The sequence below is a fragment of the Acidimicrobiia bacterium genome (assembly GCA_041676705.1).
Classification (GTDB): Bacteria; Actinomycetota; Acidimicrobiia; order Acidimicrobiales; family SKKL01; genus Actinomarinicola.
The window spans coordinates 104,639-121,927 of the sequence record JBAYRL010000004.1 but is presented as its reverse complement, the minus strand read 5'-3'; the positions used below and the strand labels follow the sequence as shown (position 1 = coordinate 121,927).

Annotated in this window: 13 protein-coding genes and 1 pseudogene; 4 read left to right on the top strand and 10 right to left on the bottom strand. The window is 56.7% G+C overall.

Features of this window, described 5'->3' with window-relative positions:
* Nucleotide 1: 1 nt before the first annotated feature.
* A complete protein-coding gene (locus WC184_08250; GenBank protein ID MFA7477871.1) occupies nt 2-1,096 on the bottom strand; it encodes an NAD-dependent epimerase/dehydratase family protein in 1,095 nt (364 codons plus the stop codon).
* 63 nt (nt 1,097-1,159) lie between these two features.
* Here WC184_08250 and WC184_08245 point away from each other — a divergent pair, with 63 nt between their 5' ends.
* Complete coding sequence (locus WC184_08245; protein ID MFA7477870.1) at nt 1,160-2,263, top strand: glycosyltransferase family 1 protein; 1,104 nt, start codon at nt 1,160-1,162, stop codon at nt 2,261-2,263.
* A gap of 155 nt (nt 2,264-2,418) precedes the next feature.
* On the opposite strand, the gene WC184_08240 is transcribed toward WC184_08245, so the two are convergent.
* Entirely contained in the window at nt 2,419-3,561 is a 1,143-nt protein-coding gene (locus WC184_08240) for an NAD(P)-dependent oxidoreductase (protein MFA7477869.1), read from the bottom strand.
* Nucleotides 3,558-4,682 carry a glycosyltransferase family 1 protein gene (locus tag WC184_08235; GenBank protein ID MFA7477868.1) on the bottom strand — a complete coding sequence of 375 codons (1,125 nt, stop codon included), beginning with the start codon at nt 4,680-4,682 and terminating at the stop codon, nt 3,558-3,560. Before WC184_08235 ends, WC184_08240 begins: the two co-directional genes overlap by 4 nt.
* A 129-nt stretch (nt 4,683-4,811) precedes the next feature.
* On the opposite strand from WC184_08235, the gene WC184_08230 reads away from it, so the two are divergent.
* A complete protein-coding gene (locus WC184_08230; GenBank protein MFA7477867.1) occupies nt 4,812-5,822 on the top strand; it encodes an NDP-sugar synthase in 1,011 nt (336 codons plus the stop codon).
* Here the strand turns inward: WC184_08230 and WC184_08225 are convergent.
* The 7 genes and pseudogenes from WC184_08225 to WC184_08195 form a co-directional block, all read right to left on the bottom strand.
* A pseudogene (locus tag WC184_08225) lies at nt 5,819-7,231 on the bottom strand (sulfatase). The gene WC184_08230 and the pseudogene WC184_08225 sit on opposite strands and share 4 nt — an antisense overlap.
* A 150-nt stretch (nt 7,232-7,381) precedes the next feature.
* Nucleotides 7,382-8,098: a coenzyme F420-0:L-glutamate ligase gene (cofE, locus tag WC184_08220; GenBank protein MFA7477866.1), complete on the bottom strand. Its 717-nt coding sequence runs from the start codon at nt 8,096-8,098 to the stop codon at nt 7,382-7,384.
* A 44-nt stretch (nt 8,099-8,142) separates the two neighbouring features.
* The gene (cofD, locus tag WC184_08215) at nt 8,143-9,072 is read right to left on the bottom strand and encodes a 2-phospho-L-lactate transferase (GenBank protein MFA7477865.1); all 930 of its coding nucleotides are present in this window, start codon (nt 9,070-9,072) and stop codon (nt 8,143-8,145) included.
* 10 nt (nt 9,073-9,082) lie between these two features.
* On the bottom strand, nt 9,083-10,063 hold the full coding sequence (gene gmd, locus WC184_08210) for a GDP-mannose 4,6-dehydratase (protein MFA7477864.1): 981 nt from the start codon (nt 10,061-10,063) through the stop codon (nt 9,083-9,085).
* A 49-nt stretch (nt 10,064-10,112) separates the two neighbouring features.
* Nucleotides 10,113-11,024: a GDP-mannose 4,6-dehydratase gene (locus WC184_08205; protein ID MFA7477863.1), complete on the bottom strand. Its 912-nt coding sequence runs from the start codon at nt 11,022-11,024 to the stop codon at nt 10,113-10,115.
* 20 nt (nt 11,025-11,044) lie between these two features.
* Nucleotides 11,045-12,175 carry a glycosyltransferase family 1 protein gene (locus WC184_08200; GenBank protein MFA7477862.1) on the bottom strand — a complete coding sequence of 377 codons (1,131 nt, stop codon included), beginning with the start codon at nt 12,173-12,175 and terminating at the stop codon, nt 11,045-11,047.
* 3 nt (nt 12,176-12,178) lie between these two features.
* Nucleotides 12,179-12,352, bottom strand: a complete 174-nt coding sequence (locus WC184_08195; GenBank protein MFA7477861.1) for a hypothetical protein — start codon at nt 12,350-12,352, stop codon at nt 12,179-12,181.
* Between the two features lie 84 nt (nt 12,353-12,436).
* On the opposite strand from WC184_08195, the gene WC184_08190 reads away from it, so the two are divergent.
* Together WC184_08190 and WC184_08185 are read left to right on the top strand one after the other, a co-directional pair.
* Nucleotides 12,437-15,529 (top strand): glycosyltransferase family 2 protein, encoded by a 3,093-nt coding sequence (locus WC184_08190; GenBank protein MFA7477860.1) that lies wholly within the window; start codon nt 12,437-12,439, stop codon nt 15,527-15,529.
* A complete protein-coding gene (locus WC184_08185; protein MFA7477859.1) occupies nt 15,526-17,223 on the top strand; it encodes a DUF5719 family protein in 1,698 nt (565 codons plus the stop codon). The genes WC184_08190 and WC184_08185 overlap by 4 nt, the downstream gene beginning before the upstream one ends.
* The last annotated feature ends 66 nt before the right edge of the window (nt 17,224-17,289 follow it).

The window sequence follows — 17,289 nt, the reverse complement described above, 5'->3', positions numbered from 1 at the left end:
TTTAGCAACTCGGTGCTGCAGAATCGGGCATTGTGTCGAGGCGGGCAATAGCAGCATCAACCATTTCATCCACAATTTCACCCAGGCTGTATTTCTGTTTCCAATCTGGAAAATGGGCACGAAACTTCGACATATCGGTGTAATAACAAATGTGGTCACCAATTCGAGCTTCATCGTTGAAACTAAGGGTTGGACGACGCCCGCACCGATTGGCAATCAGCTCCACACACTCTAGGTTGCTTGCAGCATTAGCCTTGCCGCCACCAAGGTTGTAGGCCTCACCGGGCCGTGGATTTTGAGCGAAAGCCCAAAAGGCCGAAATTACGTCATGAGAATGAATTTGGTCACGGACTTGCTTACCTCCGTAGCCGATCATCGTGTATGGACCTTCGGTGACAGCCTGGTGAACCAAATAACTTAAGAAACCATGCAGCTCAACCCCCGAGTGGTGGGGCCCGGTCAAACAGCCACCTCGAAAGACACCAGTCTTCAAACCGAAGTAGCGGCCGTATTCTTGCACCATCAAATCGGCAGCCGCTTTCGAAACACCAAACAGCGAATGAAGGCAGTTGTCGAGCGACATTTCTTCGGTAATGCCGAGCTCACTCAGACCCATCGGGGTTTCGCCCGGGGTGTAGTCGTAACGAGTTTCGAGTTCGACCAGAGGCAACCGGTTGGGGTTATCGCCGTAAACTTTATTGGTGCTCATATAGATGAACACCGCTTCAGGGGTATGGGCTCTGGCGGCTTCCAAAAGCGCCAAGGTGCCACCGGCGTTTACATCGAAATCGTCGAAAGGCCTGGAAGCGGCTAGGTCGTGGCTCGGTTGGGCAGCGGCGTGAATGATGAGCTCGGGCCGAAGCTGTGCGAAAAGCGCATCCACCGCTTCGCGGTCGCGGATGTCCAGGCTGTGATGGGTGTATTTAGGGTACCTGGCACTCAGGCGGTCACGATTCCAGGTGGTGTCACCCTGTGGACCGAAAAAATCCTGGCGCATGTTGTTGTCGATGCCGGTAACTGCAAACCCCATTTCGCTAAAGAATTCCACGGCTTCAGAACCAATGAGCCCGGCACTACCAGTGACAAGAACGCGCATGAACAACAACACTACCCCGGCCTGCTTCCCCCATGGCAGCCGCCACATGCGAGACTAGAAGATATGCGCGTTGCCGTAACTTTGGAACAGTGCTGGCATCGAGTGCCCGGCGGAATTGCTAAGGCCGCTATCGAACAGGTGAAGGCGGTTGAAACCCACGGCGGAGTGGAACAAATTGGCGTAGCAGCCAGGCATCGTCATGAACCCGAAGCTGCATGGCAACCACCAATACCAGTGCGCCATCTGCCGGTTTCCCGCCTAGCAATGTACGAGGGTTGGCACTATTTGGGTTGGCCCAAGGTTGAACAGGCCACCGGCCCCATCGATGTGATCCACGCTACTGGCACTGCGGTTCCGCCACGCTCGGTACCGCTGGTAGTTACCGTGCATGACCTGGCCGTACTACACAATCCCGAGCGATTTACCAGGCGTGGCGTGAGCTTCATTCGACGTGCCCTCAAACTGACAGCCGAACGGGCAGATTTGGTGTTGTGTTCGAGTGAAGCCACCTTGAGTGACTGTGAGGTAGAAGGTTTTGACCCCGAACGGCTTCGTTTGGTGCCGCTCGGGGTGGACCAGAGCAAAGCCACCGCCGAAGACGTTGATGAGGTGCGCCGCAGGTACGGGCTAGACGGACGTTACGTGCTTTTTGTAGGCACCTTAGAGCCACGAAAAAACCTGCCTGGTTTGGTGCGAGCCTTTGGCCACCTAATGGCCGAGCATCGATACCACGACGTGCGGCTAGTGCTGGCCGGGCCCGATGGCTGGGGAGAAGAAATCGAAGGCCTTTTGGCACCACTGGGTGACACCGTGCAGAAACTCGGTTTCGTGCCCGAAGCCGACTTACGGGCGCTTTATGCAGGCGCTGAAGTGTTTTGTTATCCCAGCTTGTTAGAGGGTTTCGGCTTACCGGTGCTTGAGGCCATGGTACAGGGCACCCCGGTGGTTACTTCGGCGGGAACAGCTACCGAAGAATTGGTGCGCCACGGTGGCGGCATTGCTGTTTCGCCCCGCGATTATCGTGCCATCGCCGAAGCGCTGGCCGAAGTGCTTGATGACTCGGAGCACGCAGGAGCTATGGGGGCCACTGGTGCCGCGGTGGCGGCCGATTACACCTGGCAACATACCGCTGAGCTGTGTGTTTCGGCTTACCGAGAGTTGGCCTAGCACCAGTTGGCCTAGCACCAGTTGGCCTAGCACCCGTTGGCGTAGTCCGAGCTGGCGTATTACGCCTTACGCTCGCATTCTTGGTGGTCCCGTCTGATCTTGTAGTGAGTTTTGTGCGCGATGCGGAGAAAACTCACTACAAGATCGGGGAAACACTAAAGGTTGGGGTTGGCCTTCATCCATTCGACGGTGATGTTGGTGGCGTCTTCCAGGCTAAACGGCAGCTCACCAGCGATTTCTTTCACCGGTTCTAGGTCAAACACCGTTTCGGTCAACATGTTGCGCAGGCGATATGAGGTGAGGGGCGGATGTTTCCAGCCGAGCAAACGCAGAACATCGCCACCCACGGCCGCGGCTCGAAGCGCCAATGTGGGCACTTCTCGAATTGGGCCGCTACCAAAGGCTTGGGACGCCAGCTGGGCCCACTCGTAAATGGGATACGGCTCGTAGTCGGATATGTACAACACCCGTCCATGTACGGCAGCGTCGGAGGCGAAGGCAATCTTGTCGATTTCATGAACGGCGTTGCCCACAAACCCGAATGACTTACGCACCCGGTGCCCTTTGGGGTGAACATAATGACCGTCGCGAACGCTCCGCAAAAAGGCGCTGTAAAGAGGGCCGAAGTGCGGTCCCCAAATAGAGGTGGGTCGTAACAACACCCATGTGAAACCACCGGGTGCAGCTTCCCTAGCCCCGGTGCCGTCCGCCGCGGTAGCTGTGGCCGTGCCAGTTATCTGCGCCACGTCAGATTCACCATTTTCAGTGGAACTGCCCAGGGTTTCCTCACGGCTAGGCGGGGTGCCCATCATGGTGCGAACCAGCTGTTCGCCTAATACTTTGCTTTCGCCGTAGGCGTTCGGCGGGCTGAAATCAAACTCGTCTTTGGGCTGGTGTCCGGGTGTGCACACCAGTTGTGACGAGGCGAAAAGTACTCGTCGTACTGACGGAGTGTTCTCGGCGGCTTTGACCAGGTTTGCCACGCCAATAGTGTTGGCGTCGTAGTCACCGATAGTGCTGCCATCAAGGTCTACTCGGGCTGCGAAATGGCAAATTATCTCGGGGGCAAAGGCGGCTACGGCGGTCGACAAGGCGGTGGCATCTCGAATGTCAACCTCCTGCCATGGACAGAGATTGTGAATCTGCGGTGGCGCGATGTCGAGATTTAGCACTTCATGTCCAGCCGCGATGAAATGTTTCACCAGGTTCGTGCCAATAAAACCCGATCCGCCGGTCACCAAAATACGGGTTGTGTCACTAGCACCGCCCTGTAGCGTGCCACTCGCTTCGTAGCTCACCCCGCCACCTCTTCGTAGACTCGGTGTGTTTGTTGGGCGGCCATATTCCACGAGAATTCAGCGGAGTTGGCGACACCCTTTTCCACCAGGGTGGTGCGCACCGTTTCGTTGGTGAGCACTTCTATTAAGGCTCGGGCCATGCTGTTAACGCTGGTGGGGTTGAAGAACATGGCACCGTCCCCAGCAATTTCGGGGAGCGAAGCAGCATTCGAACTGGCCACTGGCACCCCCACACTCTGGGCATCAAGTATCGGCAAGCCAAAGCCTTCATATAACGATGGAAAACAAAACGCATCCGAGCAGCCGAGCAGCGACATCACATGTTCATCAGGTATATAACCGGTTGTTATGATGCGATCTTGCAGCCCGAGCGAGCGGATTTGGTTGGTGATGGCCGAGCTTTCGGCCAGATGCCCTACCAGTACCAGCGAATGGGGAACTTGAGTCGCTATCTGGCCAAACGCGTTCACCAATCGAGGAATGTTCTTGCTGGCGCTGGGGCTACCAAACGCCATCAGATACGGAGAGTTAATGCCGTAGTGGCCAGGTACCGACGCATCGGGCCGCCAACCCGGGGGCACTTCCCGCCCGGCTTCATGCACAACCGTGATTTTGTTCTTGGCGGCTGGGATATCGGCTTCTATTTGCGAACGCGAAGCCTGTGAAACGGTGATGGTTCTGGCTGCGCTTCGTACTGTTCCACGTACAAACAGCTGCAGCGCAGCGCGGCGTAACCAGGGCATATGGTCTCTGAAGCCCACATAAATTAGGTCATGCACGGTCACTACATGGGGCATTTGGGTGCGCAAGGGACCCACATAGCCCATGGAATGAAGCACCTCTAGGCGGTGACTGGCCGCCAGCTGCGGTAACCGGAATTGCTCGTAGGCGTAGCGCAGCTCTCTACGGTCACCCGAAACCTCGGTTTCAACCGCCAACAAGCGGGGAGTGTCCGGCAGATCAAGAGTGGCGAGTTGTCGGTACGCGATCTTGTTCAGGTACACCACAAACTCGTCGTCGGGATACTGGTCAACCAGCGAGTTTATAAGTGAGGTGGCGTAGGTTTGGGTGCCGCCCACAACGCCTGGAAGTAGATAGAGAAGGTTAATGCCTATGCGCATTATCTCGTGTGTTCGGGTCGTGAAAGCATTGTGTGCGAGGATAGCCTGGCTAGCTTGTAGTTAGTGGGTGGCTAGCCAGTGAATGAAGCCACGTCAGCTTAGAGCCAGTGGAATAGGGCTAGAGACTTTATGGATGCAGTAATTTTGGTCGGCGGATTTGGAACCAGGCTTCAGCCGCTCACCTACACGGTTCCCAAACAAATGCTGCCAATCGCGGGTGCCACCATGTTAGAGCGAGTGGTTGCGCATTTGGGCAGCCACGGCGTGACTCGTGCCATTCTGGCTTTGGGTTACAAACCCGACGTTTTCATCGACGAATTCCCCGATCAGCGTTGTGCCGGGGTTGAACTAGTTTACGCCGTTGAGCCAGAGCCGCTCGATACCGGTGGTGCGGTGCGTTTTGCGGCACTAGCTGGTGGGGTCAGCGATACTTTTGTGGTGGTGAACGGTGATGTTCTCACCGATCTAGACGTGAGCGAGCTCATCGCCTTCCATCGTTCAAGCGGGGCCGAAGGTACCATCGCGTTGACCAAGGTTGACGACCCTTCCCGCTATGGCGTAGTTCCTATAGAACAAGACGGCCGGGTGAAAGCTTTTATCGAGAAGCCTCCCGCCGACGAGGCGCCCAGCCATTGGATCAATGCTGGTACCTACGTGTTAGAACCAAGCGTGCTCGACCGAATTGATGACGGTCGACGAGTGTCTATTGAGCGTGAAGTATTTCCCGCCATGGTGGCCGACAGTGCGCTGTACGCCATGGAACGCCAGGAACGCTGGGTTGATGCTGGTACGCCAGCTACTTATCTGGAAGCTTCACTTGGTTACATCGATGGCACAATTGCCAACGAGCCTGTGATTGCTGAAGATGCTTGGGTTCATAACGACGCCGTGGTGTTCGAGTCGTGGATCGGGCCAGGAGCGGTGGTGGAAGAAGGAGCCGTTATTGAGCGCTCGTTAGTGCTGGCAGGGGCACGCATTGGGGCTCGTGCGGTGTTGAAAGAAGCGATTGTGGGGCCCGCCGCTGTGGTAGGTGCGGGCGCTAAACTGCTTGATTTAACGGTACTGGGAGAAGGGGTGGAAATTCCCCCGGGCGAAGAGTTGATCGAGGCCACCGTCGCCTCAGTAGAAGACGAAAGCTAGCCCCGATCAGGCAGGTCGTATTCGGCCATGTAGTACGGGTAATCCCGATCAAATACGGTCAGTGGTTTCGGGTTCTCTACTCTGCCGATAGGTCGAACGTCGTTGCCTTCGCGTTTGAGACGGGCATCACCCATAGAGATACGGGCTAACTCGGCAAGTTCTTCTAAGCGGGCCACGACATTGGGGTGTTGGTCGATGATGTTGGTGGTCTCACTCGGATCATTTACCAGGTCATATAGTTCGAAGATTTCCTGGCGGGCCTTAGAAAAATGCAGTTTATAACGATGATCTCGCACGGCTTCAAGGTCTTTGCGCGAGTAGTAGTAGAACGCGTCATGGGGTGACGTGGCGTTTTCGTCAAACCACAATTCACTCACGTCGCGGCCGTCGATAGTTCGATCAACGGGCATGGTAGCGTCGCATAATTTGGCCAGGGTGGGGAACAAGTCCATCGACGTGACCAACTCGTTGGAAACTCGGCCGGGTGTGATACGACCTGGCCAGCGCACAATAGCCGGTACCCGTAAACCGCCTTCCCAGGTAGTGGTTTTATTGCCCCGCAAGGGTAGGTTGCTGCCCCCGTCTCGTCCTAGCGAACCGTTATCACTAGTAAAAATAACAATGGTGTTGTCGCTAAGACCTAGGGCATCGAGCTCATGTAGAAGCACGTCAGTCGCCCAGTCGATCGACTCGACGGCGGCGCCATAGGGACCATTTTGTGAAGCACGAGCGAAACGCTCTTGCACATAGATGGGCAGGTGGACATATAGGTGCGCCAGGTATAAAAAGAAGGGTTCCTTCGCGGCATCTCGCATAAAACGGACTGCTTCGTTTACATAGCGTTCGGTGAGCTAGGCCTGGTCGGGCTGGGCTTCAAGCACCTCATCGTCTATGAGGAGTGGCAACGGCGGGTAGTCAAAGTATTGTTCCCCCGACTGCAAACCCATGTCGTTGCTGTACGGCAGACCTAGATAATGATCGAAGCCATGGTTGGTAGGTAGGAACTCATCCTGGTCTCCACAATGCCACTTGCCAATCATTTGGGTACGGAAACCAGCGTCGGAAAGAAGCCGCCCTAAGCTGATTTCCGTGGGAGGCAAACCAACCCCTTGGCCCGGAAACAAAACTGGTAGACCATCGAAACTGGCAAAGCCTATTCGCGGCGGGTAGCAGCCGGTTAGCAAGGCACCCCGAGACGGTGAACATACCGGCGACGCTTGATAGAACGAATCGAACCGCAAGCCTTCCGAAGCCAGTTGGTCAAGCGCCGGGGTCTTGTTGAGCGGTGAACCGTAGCAACCCAAATCGCCGTAACCCAGGTCGTCGCAGTTGATAAGCACCACGTTGGGTTGCCCCTGGCGTGGCTCGCGAGGTGAGGGTTGATGGCGACTGGGCGCAGACGGATTCATGCTGGTCATGATTAAGGGTTTACCACACGCGTACTGCGGTCTCGATATGGCAGTCACATGGCTGCGACAAGTTGTTGCTACAGCGTTTCAACCTGCTCACGAAGCGCCAAAGCAGAGGCCTGAGAACACGCCATGCCCGAACGCCACCAGCTAGCGGAAAAGATCTTCGTGGGGCTGACGTACCACTTCGTCGTGCACGTTACCCTCACCGAGCCAGGCCGGGTCAACGCCGCGGATAACGGCCGCCGCGATGCCGGTAGCTTTGCCCATTACCAAATCGGCGGCACCGGTCAGCTCGTCGGCGATACACACTTCGGTTACTTCCAGAACTCGACCGTGCGAATCTTCGGTGCCCCGCAAGTCGATTACGGCCTTAATTCCGGCCACACCCAAAGCCACATCGGTCAGTCCACGCCGCCAGACCCGGCCAAAAGTGTCCGACACGATGATGGCTACCTCTACCCCGGCCTTGGCACGTATTCCGTCGCGCAAACGTCGGGCCGAACGGTCGGAGTCTTCGGGCAGCAGCGCCACGTAGCCTGAATCAACATTGGAACGGTCGATTCCAGCGTTGGCACAAATAAAGCCGTGTTTCGTTTCGCTGATAATCAAATCGCCCCGGCGTCGCAGAATTCGAACCGATTCTTGTTCCACCAGCGGTTTGTGCGACAGCGGATCGTCGGGGTCGACAGCCACCAACATGTTCTCGGCTTTTGAAACTACCTTTTGGGTCACCACAATCACATCGCCATCTGCCAACGCGGTGTCGGGGTTCGAGGCGGCGGCCTCGGCAATCATTAGTGCCAAGTCGTCACCGGGGCGAACCTCGGGTACTCCTTCGATGGCGAACACCTCAAGACGTGCCACTGCAATCCTCGTTTCTAGTTCTCATAGTGGCTCTAGGCCTATGGTCAGGGCACCAAAGCCAAGATGGCTGTGGCGAGTGCCGCAGCCACACCAGGTTCTGACATGACCGTCGGCACGGCTAGTGCGGCCATGCCGGCAGCTTCAACTTCGTTCGCAAGTGGTTCGTCAACCGAATCGATCACCAAAGTGGCCGCCAGCTCGTGGTAAAGCTGTGCCACCCCACCAACCGTGGAAGGGTGTCCAAGCTCGCGCATCATTCGATCGGCCGGGCCTTTCAACGCCGCACCGCCCACTATGGGCGAAACCGCCACCGTCTGGGCACGCTTGGCTACGACCGCTTCTCGCACTCCTGGCACTGCCAAAAGTGGCCCAATAGAGACCAACGGATTAGACGGTGCAATAACCACCAAATCGGCGTGGTCAATGGCGTCGATTACCCCCGGTCCAGGTGTGGCCGCACGGGCACCGTTGAAACGGATGTTCGAAACTTCCACATTGTGCTGGCGGCGCACAAAGTATTCTTGAAACGTAATTTCGCCTTCATCTACCACGGTCACCATGGTTCTTAACAGATCGTTGGTAACCGGCAGTATCGCCAGATCTAATCCCCACGCCCGGGCAATTTCGGCAGTCACCACATCAAGGGATGCCCCTTCGCTCCGGCGCTGCGTGCGGAACATGTGGGTGCCCAAGTCTTGATCGCCTAGGTTGAACCAGCCGATCCCGCCGTAGCGTTTAACCATCTCCATGGCCTGCCACGTTTCGTTGGCTAAACCCCAACCCCGTTCAGGGTCGATCGCATCGGCCAGAGTGTACACCAACGTGTCAATGTCGGGGCTGATGTGTAAACCGTGCAGCTCCACATCGTCGCCGGTGTTAGCGATCACGGTTATTTCGCGCTGATCCATCACTGAGATCAGGCCTTTAAGAAAGCGTGCCGCACCAACCCCGCCCGCTAGAACCGTGACCTTCACAAGCTATCCTTCACGAAATCGATCGCAGTTTGCCCGACAGCAGGTCGATGTCGGCATCAACCATCATGGTCACCAAATCTTCAAACGGGGTTTTGGGTTCCCAACCAAGCTGTTTGCGTGCTTTGGCAGGGCTGCCAATTAGCAGATCAACCTCAGCGGGACGGAAGAAACGCTCATCAATGGTGACGTAGTCTTCGTAGTCCAAATCGACATGGCCAAAGGCCACTTCGCAGAACTCACGCACCGAGTGGGTTTCACCGGTAGCAATCACGTAGTCGTCGGGTTCATCTTGTTGCAACATCAGGTACATGGCTTCTACATAGTCGCCAGCAAAACCCCAATCTCGCTGGGCTTCTAGGTTTCCAAGCGCCAGTTTGTCGAGCATGCCCAGTTTGATTTGCGCCACGGCGTGGCTGATTTTGCGGGGAGCGAACTCTAGGCCCCGGCGGGGACTTTCGTGGTTGAACAAAATACCCGAACTGGCGTGCAGGTCGTAGCTTTCCCGGTAGTTAACTGTGATCCAGTGGCCGTAAAGCTTGGCTACCCCATAAGGGGAGCGTGGATAGAACGGGGTTTCTTCCCGTTGGGGAACTTCTTGCACTTTGCCGAACATCTCGGAGGTGCTGGCCTGATAGAAGCGAATTTTCGGGTCAACAATCCGAATGGCGTCGAGTAGCCGAGTCACACCAAGGGCAGTTACCTCGCCGGTAAGTACAGGCTGGGCGAACGAGGTTTGCACGAACGATTGCGCCGCCAGATTATAAACTTCTTCGGGCTGATGATCACGCAAAATATTGATCATCGACACTTCATCCAAAAGGTCGCCAGGCACCAGTGTTATTTGGTCTTGGATATGAGCAATTCGTTCAAAATTAACGGTGCTTGACCGGCGGACCATGCCGATCACTTCGTAGTTCTCGCGAAGCAGGAGTTCGGCGAGATAAGAACCGTCTTGCCCGGTGATACCGGTGATAAGGGCACGTTTGGACATAGTTAAGTTCTACGCTCTTTCTCTCGATTTGGCTATTTAGGTTTGGGCGTTAGGTTTCGGCACTTTGGCAGCGCTGGCGTGCTTCGTTAAGTAGCTCGGCCAAAGTTTGGTTTAGAGGAATTTCGGGCTGCCATCCGACGTCGTGGCGGATTTTAGAATTGTCTCCACGTAAAACCGGAGTGTCGACCGCTCGTTGCAGAGCCGGGTCGACCTCCAAAGTGAGGGGCTTGGTGGACAGGCTCAACAAGCCCTCGGCCAGGTCTCGAATAGCCAGATCTACACCTGAGCACACGTGATAGGCCTCTCCGGAGCGTCCGCTGACCATTAGCAAGCGATAGGCTCGCACAACGTCGCGTACGTCGGTGAAATCCCGGCGGGGAGTCACGTTACCAACCTCGATCGTGTCGGTATTTCCGAGCTCGGCTAGCGCTACTCGTTCGGCCAGCGCGGCCGCCACGAAACGGTTCGACTGTCCGGGGCCCAAATGGTTAAACGAACGGGCACGTATGGTTGGAAGACCGTGGCCTAACCAGGCTTGTAACGCCAAAAAATCGGCCGCCACTTTGCTGGCTGCATAGGGACTAACGGGCCGCAACGCTTGGTTCTCGCCTAAGGGCAGCTCATCGGTGGTTACCACGCCATAAATGTCAGCCGATCCCACTACCAGAACCCGTTCCACGTTGTGCCGTCGTGCTGCTTCTAGCAGGTTCAAGGTACCGGTGGCGTTGGTGGCAAAGGCGCTGGTGGGGTCATCCCAAGAAGCACCAACGTCGGCGAAACCCGCCAAATGATAAACGACTTCCGGTGCGGTATCACCCACGAAATCATCTAAGGCGGAAGCATTGGTCACATCGACCCCGCTAGAGCGGTCCAACCCGTAAACGTCGTCGCCACAGGAACGCAAATGTTCCACCAGGTGATGCCCTGCAAAGCCGCTGGAACCCGTGACTAATGCCTTCATCGTGATTTGGCCCTTGGTTCTTATCTTGGTTTGTGCTGGTGATGATTGAGGGTGAGATTGGCGTAAAGCTGGCTGAAGCTGGCCGCCGTGGCAGCCCAGCTGTAATTCGATGCTTGGGTAATGCCTGCTGAGATTAGTCGCCGTTGCACCTCGGATGAGTTCAAGACCTGATCGAGTGCCTGAGCGAGCGCCGAAACGTCGGTTGGTTCGACCAGCCACGCGGCTTCACCCAAGACCTCGGGCAGCGAACCAACGGCCGTTGCCACCACTGGAGTGCCGACTGACATCGCTTCAAGAGGCGGCAGCCCAAAACCTTCGTAACGAGAGGGATACGCCAACACTGTGGCACCCCGCAAAAGCGCCCACCGTTCGGTCTCGTTGACCCAGCCCAAACGCCGAATACGGTGCCGGTAAGCAGAGCGTTCTAGCGCGCGGCTCAAAGCCTCGCTGCCCCAACCGTCGGGCCCGGCAATTACTAAGGAAACTTCGGCATCGTTGGCAGCGACTTCGCTGAAAGCTTCCACCAAAGTTGGTAGGTCTTTGCGTGGCTCAACAGTGCCGAGGGCCAAGATGTATCGTTTGTTGCCGGCTAAATACCATCCGAGTGAAATCTCGCCTGGGCCCGCCGTGTTCACGCCTAATGGAATGGTGACCACCCGCTCGGGTGAGGCCGAAAACGCCGTTACCACCTCGTCGGCCACAAAGGCCGAATCGCAGTGGACCCACGCTCCACGCTGCAACGCCCGCTTAATCAGATCGGGGTACTCGAGCGTCGCTGATTGTGACATTTCGGGATAATGCAAAAAAGTAAGATCGTGAATGCTCACCACGCAGGCCGCCCCATTGGATGGCGGGACCACAAAATTGGTGCCGTGAACCACATCAACCTTGCCGCTCCACCACTCGATCGGGGGCCAATCTCCACGGGCCCACATACGACGTAACGGTCGGGCAGCTTGGGGCCGTTTCGACCACCCCACGCCGGACGGAAGTTGGGAACGCAGCTGACCGCGCCCTCGCCAAGAAGTGGCATAGGCCACCGGCGCTACGCCCTGGACGGGTAGGGCGCTCAGCAGTTCATGGGTGAAAACCCCAATGCCGGTTCGGTGCCCAAGCAGGGGCGTAGCATCGATCGCGACTCGCAATGCCATGAATCAAGTATCTGAAGAGTGGTCGAGTGGGCTACAGAACAATCGCTGCACTTCACGACGTAGTACTTGCACGCGATTAACACCTAGTACACCAAGACCTACCGCGATAGTGGCGGCTTCAGTTACGCCTCGATGAAGCTGGCGTAAGGCATCATTAACGTTCTCTTCGGCATTCATGGCGTCTCGTTCCTTTAAACGACAAGTTCAATATTACGAGGTGATGACAACTTGGGGGTGTTCAAGCATTAGCCTGGCGGCATCGTGGATGTTGAAGACGAGTACATAAGTGAAACCCAAATTGGTGTTTCCGAGGACGAAGAGCAACTCTTCGATGTGCTGGACCTCGACGCCAAAGACCTAGGCGATGCGCCTGCTGTCACCCTACTTATGGTGGCCCACAACCCGGGGCCCTGGTTTGTGGAATCGCTCACGGCGGTGGCCGAACTCGACTATCCCGATTTAGAAATTGTGGTGGTTGATTCGAAAAGTAACGTCCCGGTGGCACCACAAGTTGCCGAATTGTTGCCCGAAGCCCAGGTGATTCGTTTAGACGACAACCGTGGCTTCGGCCGGGCCGTGAACGCCGCGTTGAACCAAATATCGCCCGCCCCGCTGTTGTTGTTGGCACATGATGATGTGGCACCGCAGCCTGAAGCACTGCGCCACATGGTGGAAGAGGTTTTCCGATCTAACGCCGGGGTAGTCGGGCCCAAGGTGGTGCGCTGGGATGACCCGACCCGCATAATTTCGGTCGGTGAAGGCGTGGACAAGTTTGCTTATCCCGTGGGATATGTTGAGCGGGGCGAACTGGATCAGCAACAGCACGACGCCGTTCGTGACGTTTTCAACCTGCCCGACGGATTCACCTTGGTTCGCACCGACCTACTGGCGGCCGTGGGTGGCTTCGACGAAGAAATGCGCTTCTTCGGTGACGACCTCGACATGTGCTGGCGGGTTCATGCCGCTGGTGGTCGTGTGGTGGTGGCCCCCAACGCCGTGGTACGGCACCAAGAAACCTTAGGGGCACGAAGAGGTTTTGACGATAGACGTCGTCACCAATTCCGGGCTCGTCTTCGAACACTATTAGGAACCTCGCAACGCTTCACTCTGGCCAGAATTTTGCCCCAGCTCTTGGCGGTGAACCTGCTGGAAGCCATCTTGGCGGTGATTTTGGGTCGGCCGCGCCAAGCAGCTGATGTTTTGGGGGCATGGCCCTGGAACTTGCGTCGCCTTAGTTCGCTGCGAGAACGCCGCAGCGCCCTAGAACGAATTCGAAGTGTGCCCGACTCGGAAATTCGTGCTTTACAGGTGGGAGGTAGCGCTCGCGTCTCGGCGTTTGTGCGTGGGCAGTTAGGGGCAGGTGAAAGTGGCGTTGACGGTCCGCCCACCCTCAGCGAACGACTGGTGCAAATGGCGACCGGGCATGGACGACGTTTCGCACTATTGGCCTGGTCGTTTGCTTTGTTGTTGCTACTGGCGGGCTCTCGACACTTGCTAACACGATCAGTGCCGCTGCTGGGTGAATTCGTGCCTCTGCCCGAACAGGTCGGACCGATTTTTCGTGGTTGGTTCGACTCGTTCCGCGATGCGAACGCCACTCTGGGTGGTTACGGGGCAACCGGAGAGCTGCTTGGCGCGACGACAGTCAGTATCTTTTTGGGTGCCGCCGGATTTGCCCGCTTGGTTTTGGTACTGGGTTTATTCCCCATGGGTCTGTATGGAATGTGGCGTCTCGCCATGCCGCTTGGTTCGCTACGAGCCTCGGTTACCGCTCTGCTGGCTTATTTAGCAGTGCCAATCGGTGTCATCGCCCTAGGGAGCGGGTCGTGGCGGGCTTTGGTGGGTTACGGCTTGAGCCCTTGGATCTTGGCCCGGATGTTCAGAGCTAGTGGCAGCGTTCCCTTTGGTGTTGGTGATCCGCATCTTGATCCGAGGGGTCCTATCAGCCCTGGACCAACCATCCCGCCAGCACCGCTGTGGCGACAAACCCTTACTTTGGGTCTGGTTATCGGACTGGCCACAGCCTTCGATCCAATTTGGGCGCTGGTGCCCTTAGCGTTGTGGTTGGCCATGTTGCCGGGTTCGCTGGTGGCGGGCTATTTGGGTGGTTTGGCGCGCATGTTTGTGGCGGCCGCCGGTGCTTTTGTGGTGGCTGTGGTTTTGAATGCGCCCTGGATTTTCGAGGTACTGGCCGGGAGAGCAGATTTTTCGGTGTTGACCGGTGGCCGCTCGGCTTCGCACGTTGGTAATTCCGCGTTAGAGCTGCTGCGATTTGAAACCCATGCTGGGGTCAGTTCGTGGCTCACTCTTGGTTTGGTGGTGGCCTCTGGGTTCGTGCTGTTGGTCGGACGTCGTTGGCGTTTGGCGGTGGCGGCGCGGTTGTGGTCGATCCAGCTTTCAATCTGGGCTGCTGTGTGGCTGATTGGTCGTCAAGATTGGGGGGTGGCGCTTCCGCCCACCGAATTGCTTTTGGCGCCGGTGGGGGCGTGCATTGCCCTCTTAATCGGCTTGGGCGACGTGGCTTTCGATGTTGATGTGCGTCGCCGTGGTTTTTCGTGGCGTCAATTCGCCTCATTTGGCACCGTGTTAGCTTTGGCTGTAGCTCTGATTCCGATGGTGGGAGCAGCCATTGGCGGCCGATGGGATATGCCCCGTGGTGATTTCCACCAATCCCTAAAATTCTTGGATTCTGAAGCTCGTGACGATCCCTTTAGGGTGCTTTGGATTGGCCACCCCGAGTCGCTACCGCTAGTTGGGGTGCCGTTAGCAGACGAAATGGTTTATGGCATCACCAATGGTGGTTTACCCAAACTCGCCAATCTGTGGCCTGGGGCACCGCCGGGGGACGACGATCCGTTGCGACGAGCACTGAACCTGGCTTTAGATGGACGCTCAACCCGTGTGGGTGAAGACTTGGCCACACTGGGTTTTCGCTATGTCGTGTTGGTTGACCAAGTGGCGCCGGCACCGTATGTGAGCCGGTCTCATCCGGTTTCTACCAATGTGAGCCAGGCTATGAGCCAACAGCTCGATCTAGAACCAGTTGAAGTGAACCCAGCCCTGCGCTTGTATCGCAACGTGGCTTGGACCCCAGTCGAGCTGCCCGCCTTTGGAATGAAATGGACAGAGCCGTGGGCTACCAAAAGTGGCTATCAGGCGGCATGGCTGGTGCAAACGGTGGGGTTCGCACTGCTGATCGTGTTGTTGTACAAGACACGCCTAGAGCGGCGTGCACCAACCACCAGAAGTGAAGTTCGTAAGGCGGCACGCGAGCTTTCTGGCCGCTCACGCCGTCGCTATCTGGAGCGACGTAGCGGTGCCCGTCGAGCTAGCGCCGGTGAGGCCCTGGCATGATGAATCCACGTTGGCGTGTGCTAGGGGTAGTGGTGGCGTTGTTAATTGCGGCCATTACCGTTGATGCTCGAAACCCGATCCTTCGAGAAATAACCCCGGTGGTAGGGGCTTTGAAAGTGCCGCTGGTGGCGCCAACGGATGCTGCTTCGTCGACTTGGTACTGTGCTGCGGGCACGATTGGTGCTTGGTTACCGCCGGTTTCTGAGGAAGAAGAAGAGGCGGTTGAAACCTGGGAACCCGAAGTTGGGGTTGAAGGCGAAGACACCGGTGGAGCGCTCGACGATAACGACGTCCGCGAAACCGATTCTGAGGGTGAAGCTGGCCTCAATGGCGAAGCTGGTGAAGCCGGTAAGGGTGAAGCTGGCAATGGCGAAGATGCGGAGGCTGAGCAAGCGCCGCCCGAGGTCATCGAAGATGTGGCTGCCGGACCGATTGAGGCCAATCAAACCTTAATCTTGGCTAATCCCACCTCTGACGAACGACAAGCAGTGATTTCAATTTCCGTCGCCACCGAGCCCGTGGTGGTGATCGAGCGTACTTTGAAACCCTCGACGGTCGAGCGGGTAAGCCTTGGTGAATACGGTGACGCCACGATCAGCGCGGCTCTGGTAGAGATCGACGGTGGTGGTGTGGCAGTGAGCCAAGCCCTGGAAGGACCACTTGGAAAAGAGTTAGGAGCTTGTGTTTCCACCACCTCAGATGTTTGGTATTTCGCCGACGGAATTACTACCCGTGATTCACGCTATGTGATGTCGCTATTCAACCCTTTCCCGGGTGACGCCGTGGTAGATTTTACGATTCGAACCCCCGACGGTGTGCGTGAACCGAAAGGTTTAACCGGCGTTATTGTGCCAGGCCACAGTGTGGTGGCCGTCGATGTTGGTGCCGAGGTCACCCGACGAGAACACCTTGCCACCATGGTGCGCGCCCGTTCGGGTCAAATCGTGGCCCAACGATGGCAAACCTTCAATGGTGCTTTAGGCCACCGTGGCATATTGATGCAGCGCGGTGTGGTCACCGCGCCGCTAGTGAACGCCTTTGCTCTAGGTCGAAAGGACGACAACTACCGCCAAGATCTGATGGTGTATAACCCCACCGAACAAACCGCTCAGGTAGATGTGTCCATTGTGGATACCCCCGAGACCGCGGGTGCCATCGATCCCTTTGAGCTAACCCTGGAACCCGGTACTTTTAGGGTTCTGAATTTGTCGGAAGAGCCGCGAATTCTAGACGCTATTGGCGCTGATTCAGCGGAATTTGCGGTGATTGTACGATCCGTAAACAACGTGGCGGTGTTAAGCGAACTAACCACTTTTGCCAATGATCCTGGCGGCGTGAGTTCCAGTTTGGGTAGCCCAGGGGTATCCAGCCAGCAGCTGGTGTTAAACCCGGGCTCGTTGAGTAGCCGCTCGAATCGCTTGCGGATCTTTAACCCTGGTAACGCCGAGATCGACTTCAGCATGGAGCTTGTTGAGGGCGGGTTATGGCGGTCATTACCCGAAGCCCAAATTTCCATTGCTCCAGGTACCCGAGCCACCGTAAACCTCGACGAACTGAATCTGGGTGCTGCAGTGTTTGTGCTAAATGGCAGCGGGGGTTTTGTGGCCGAGTTAGTAACCACGGTCACCAACGAGACCGACTTGTTGGTGCGAGCCCCCATTCTCACTGAAGCCGGTTTAGAAACCCTGCAGTGAACCAACCCCAAACGGCCTTGTCTGGCTCTCAGGTACACTTCCGAACCAATTATCGGGCACACTCTA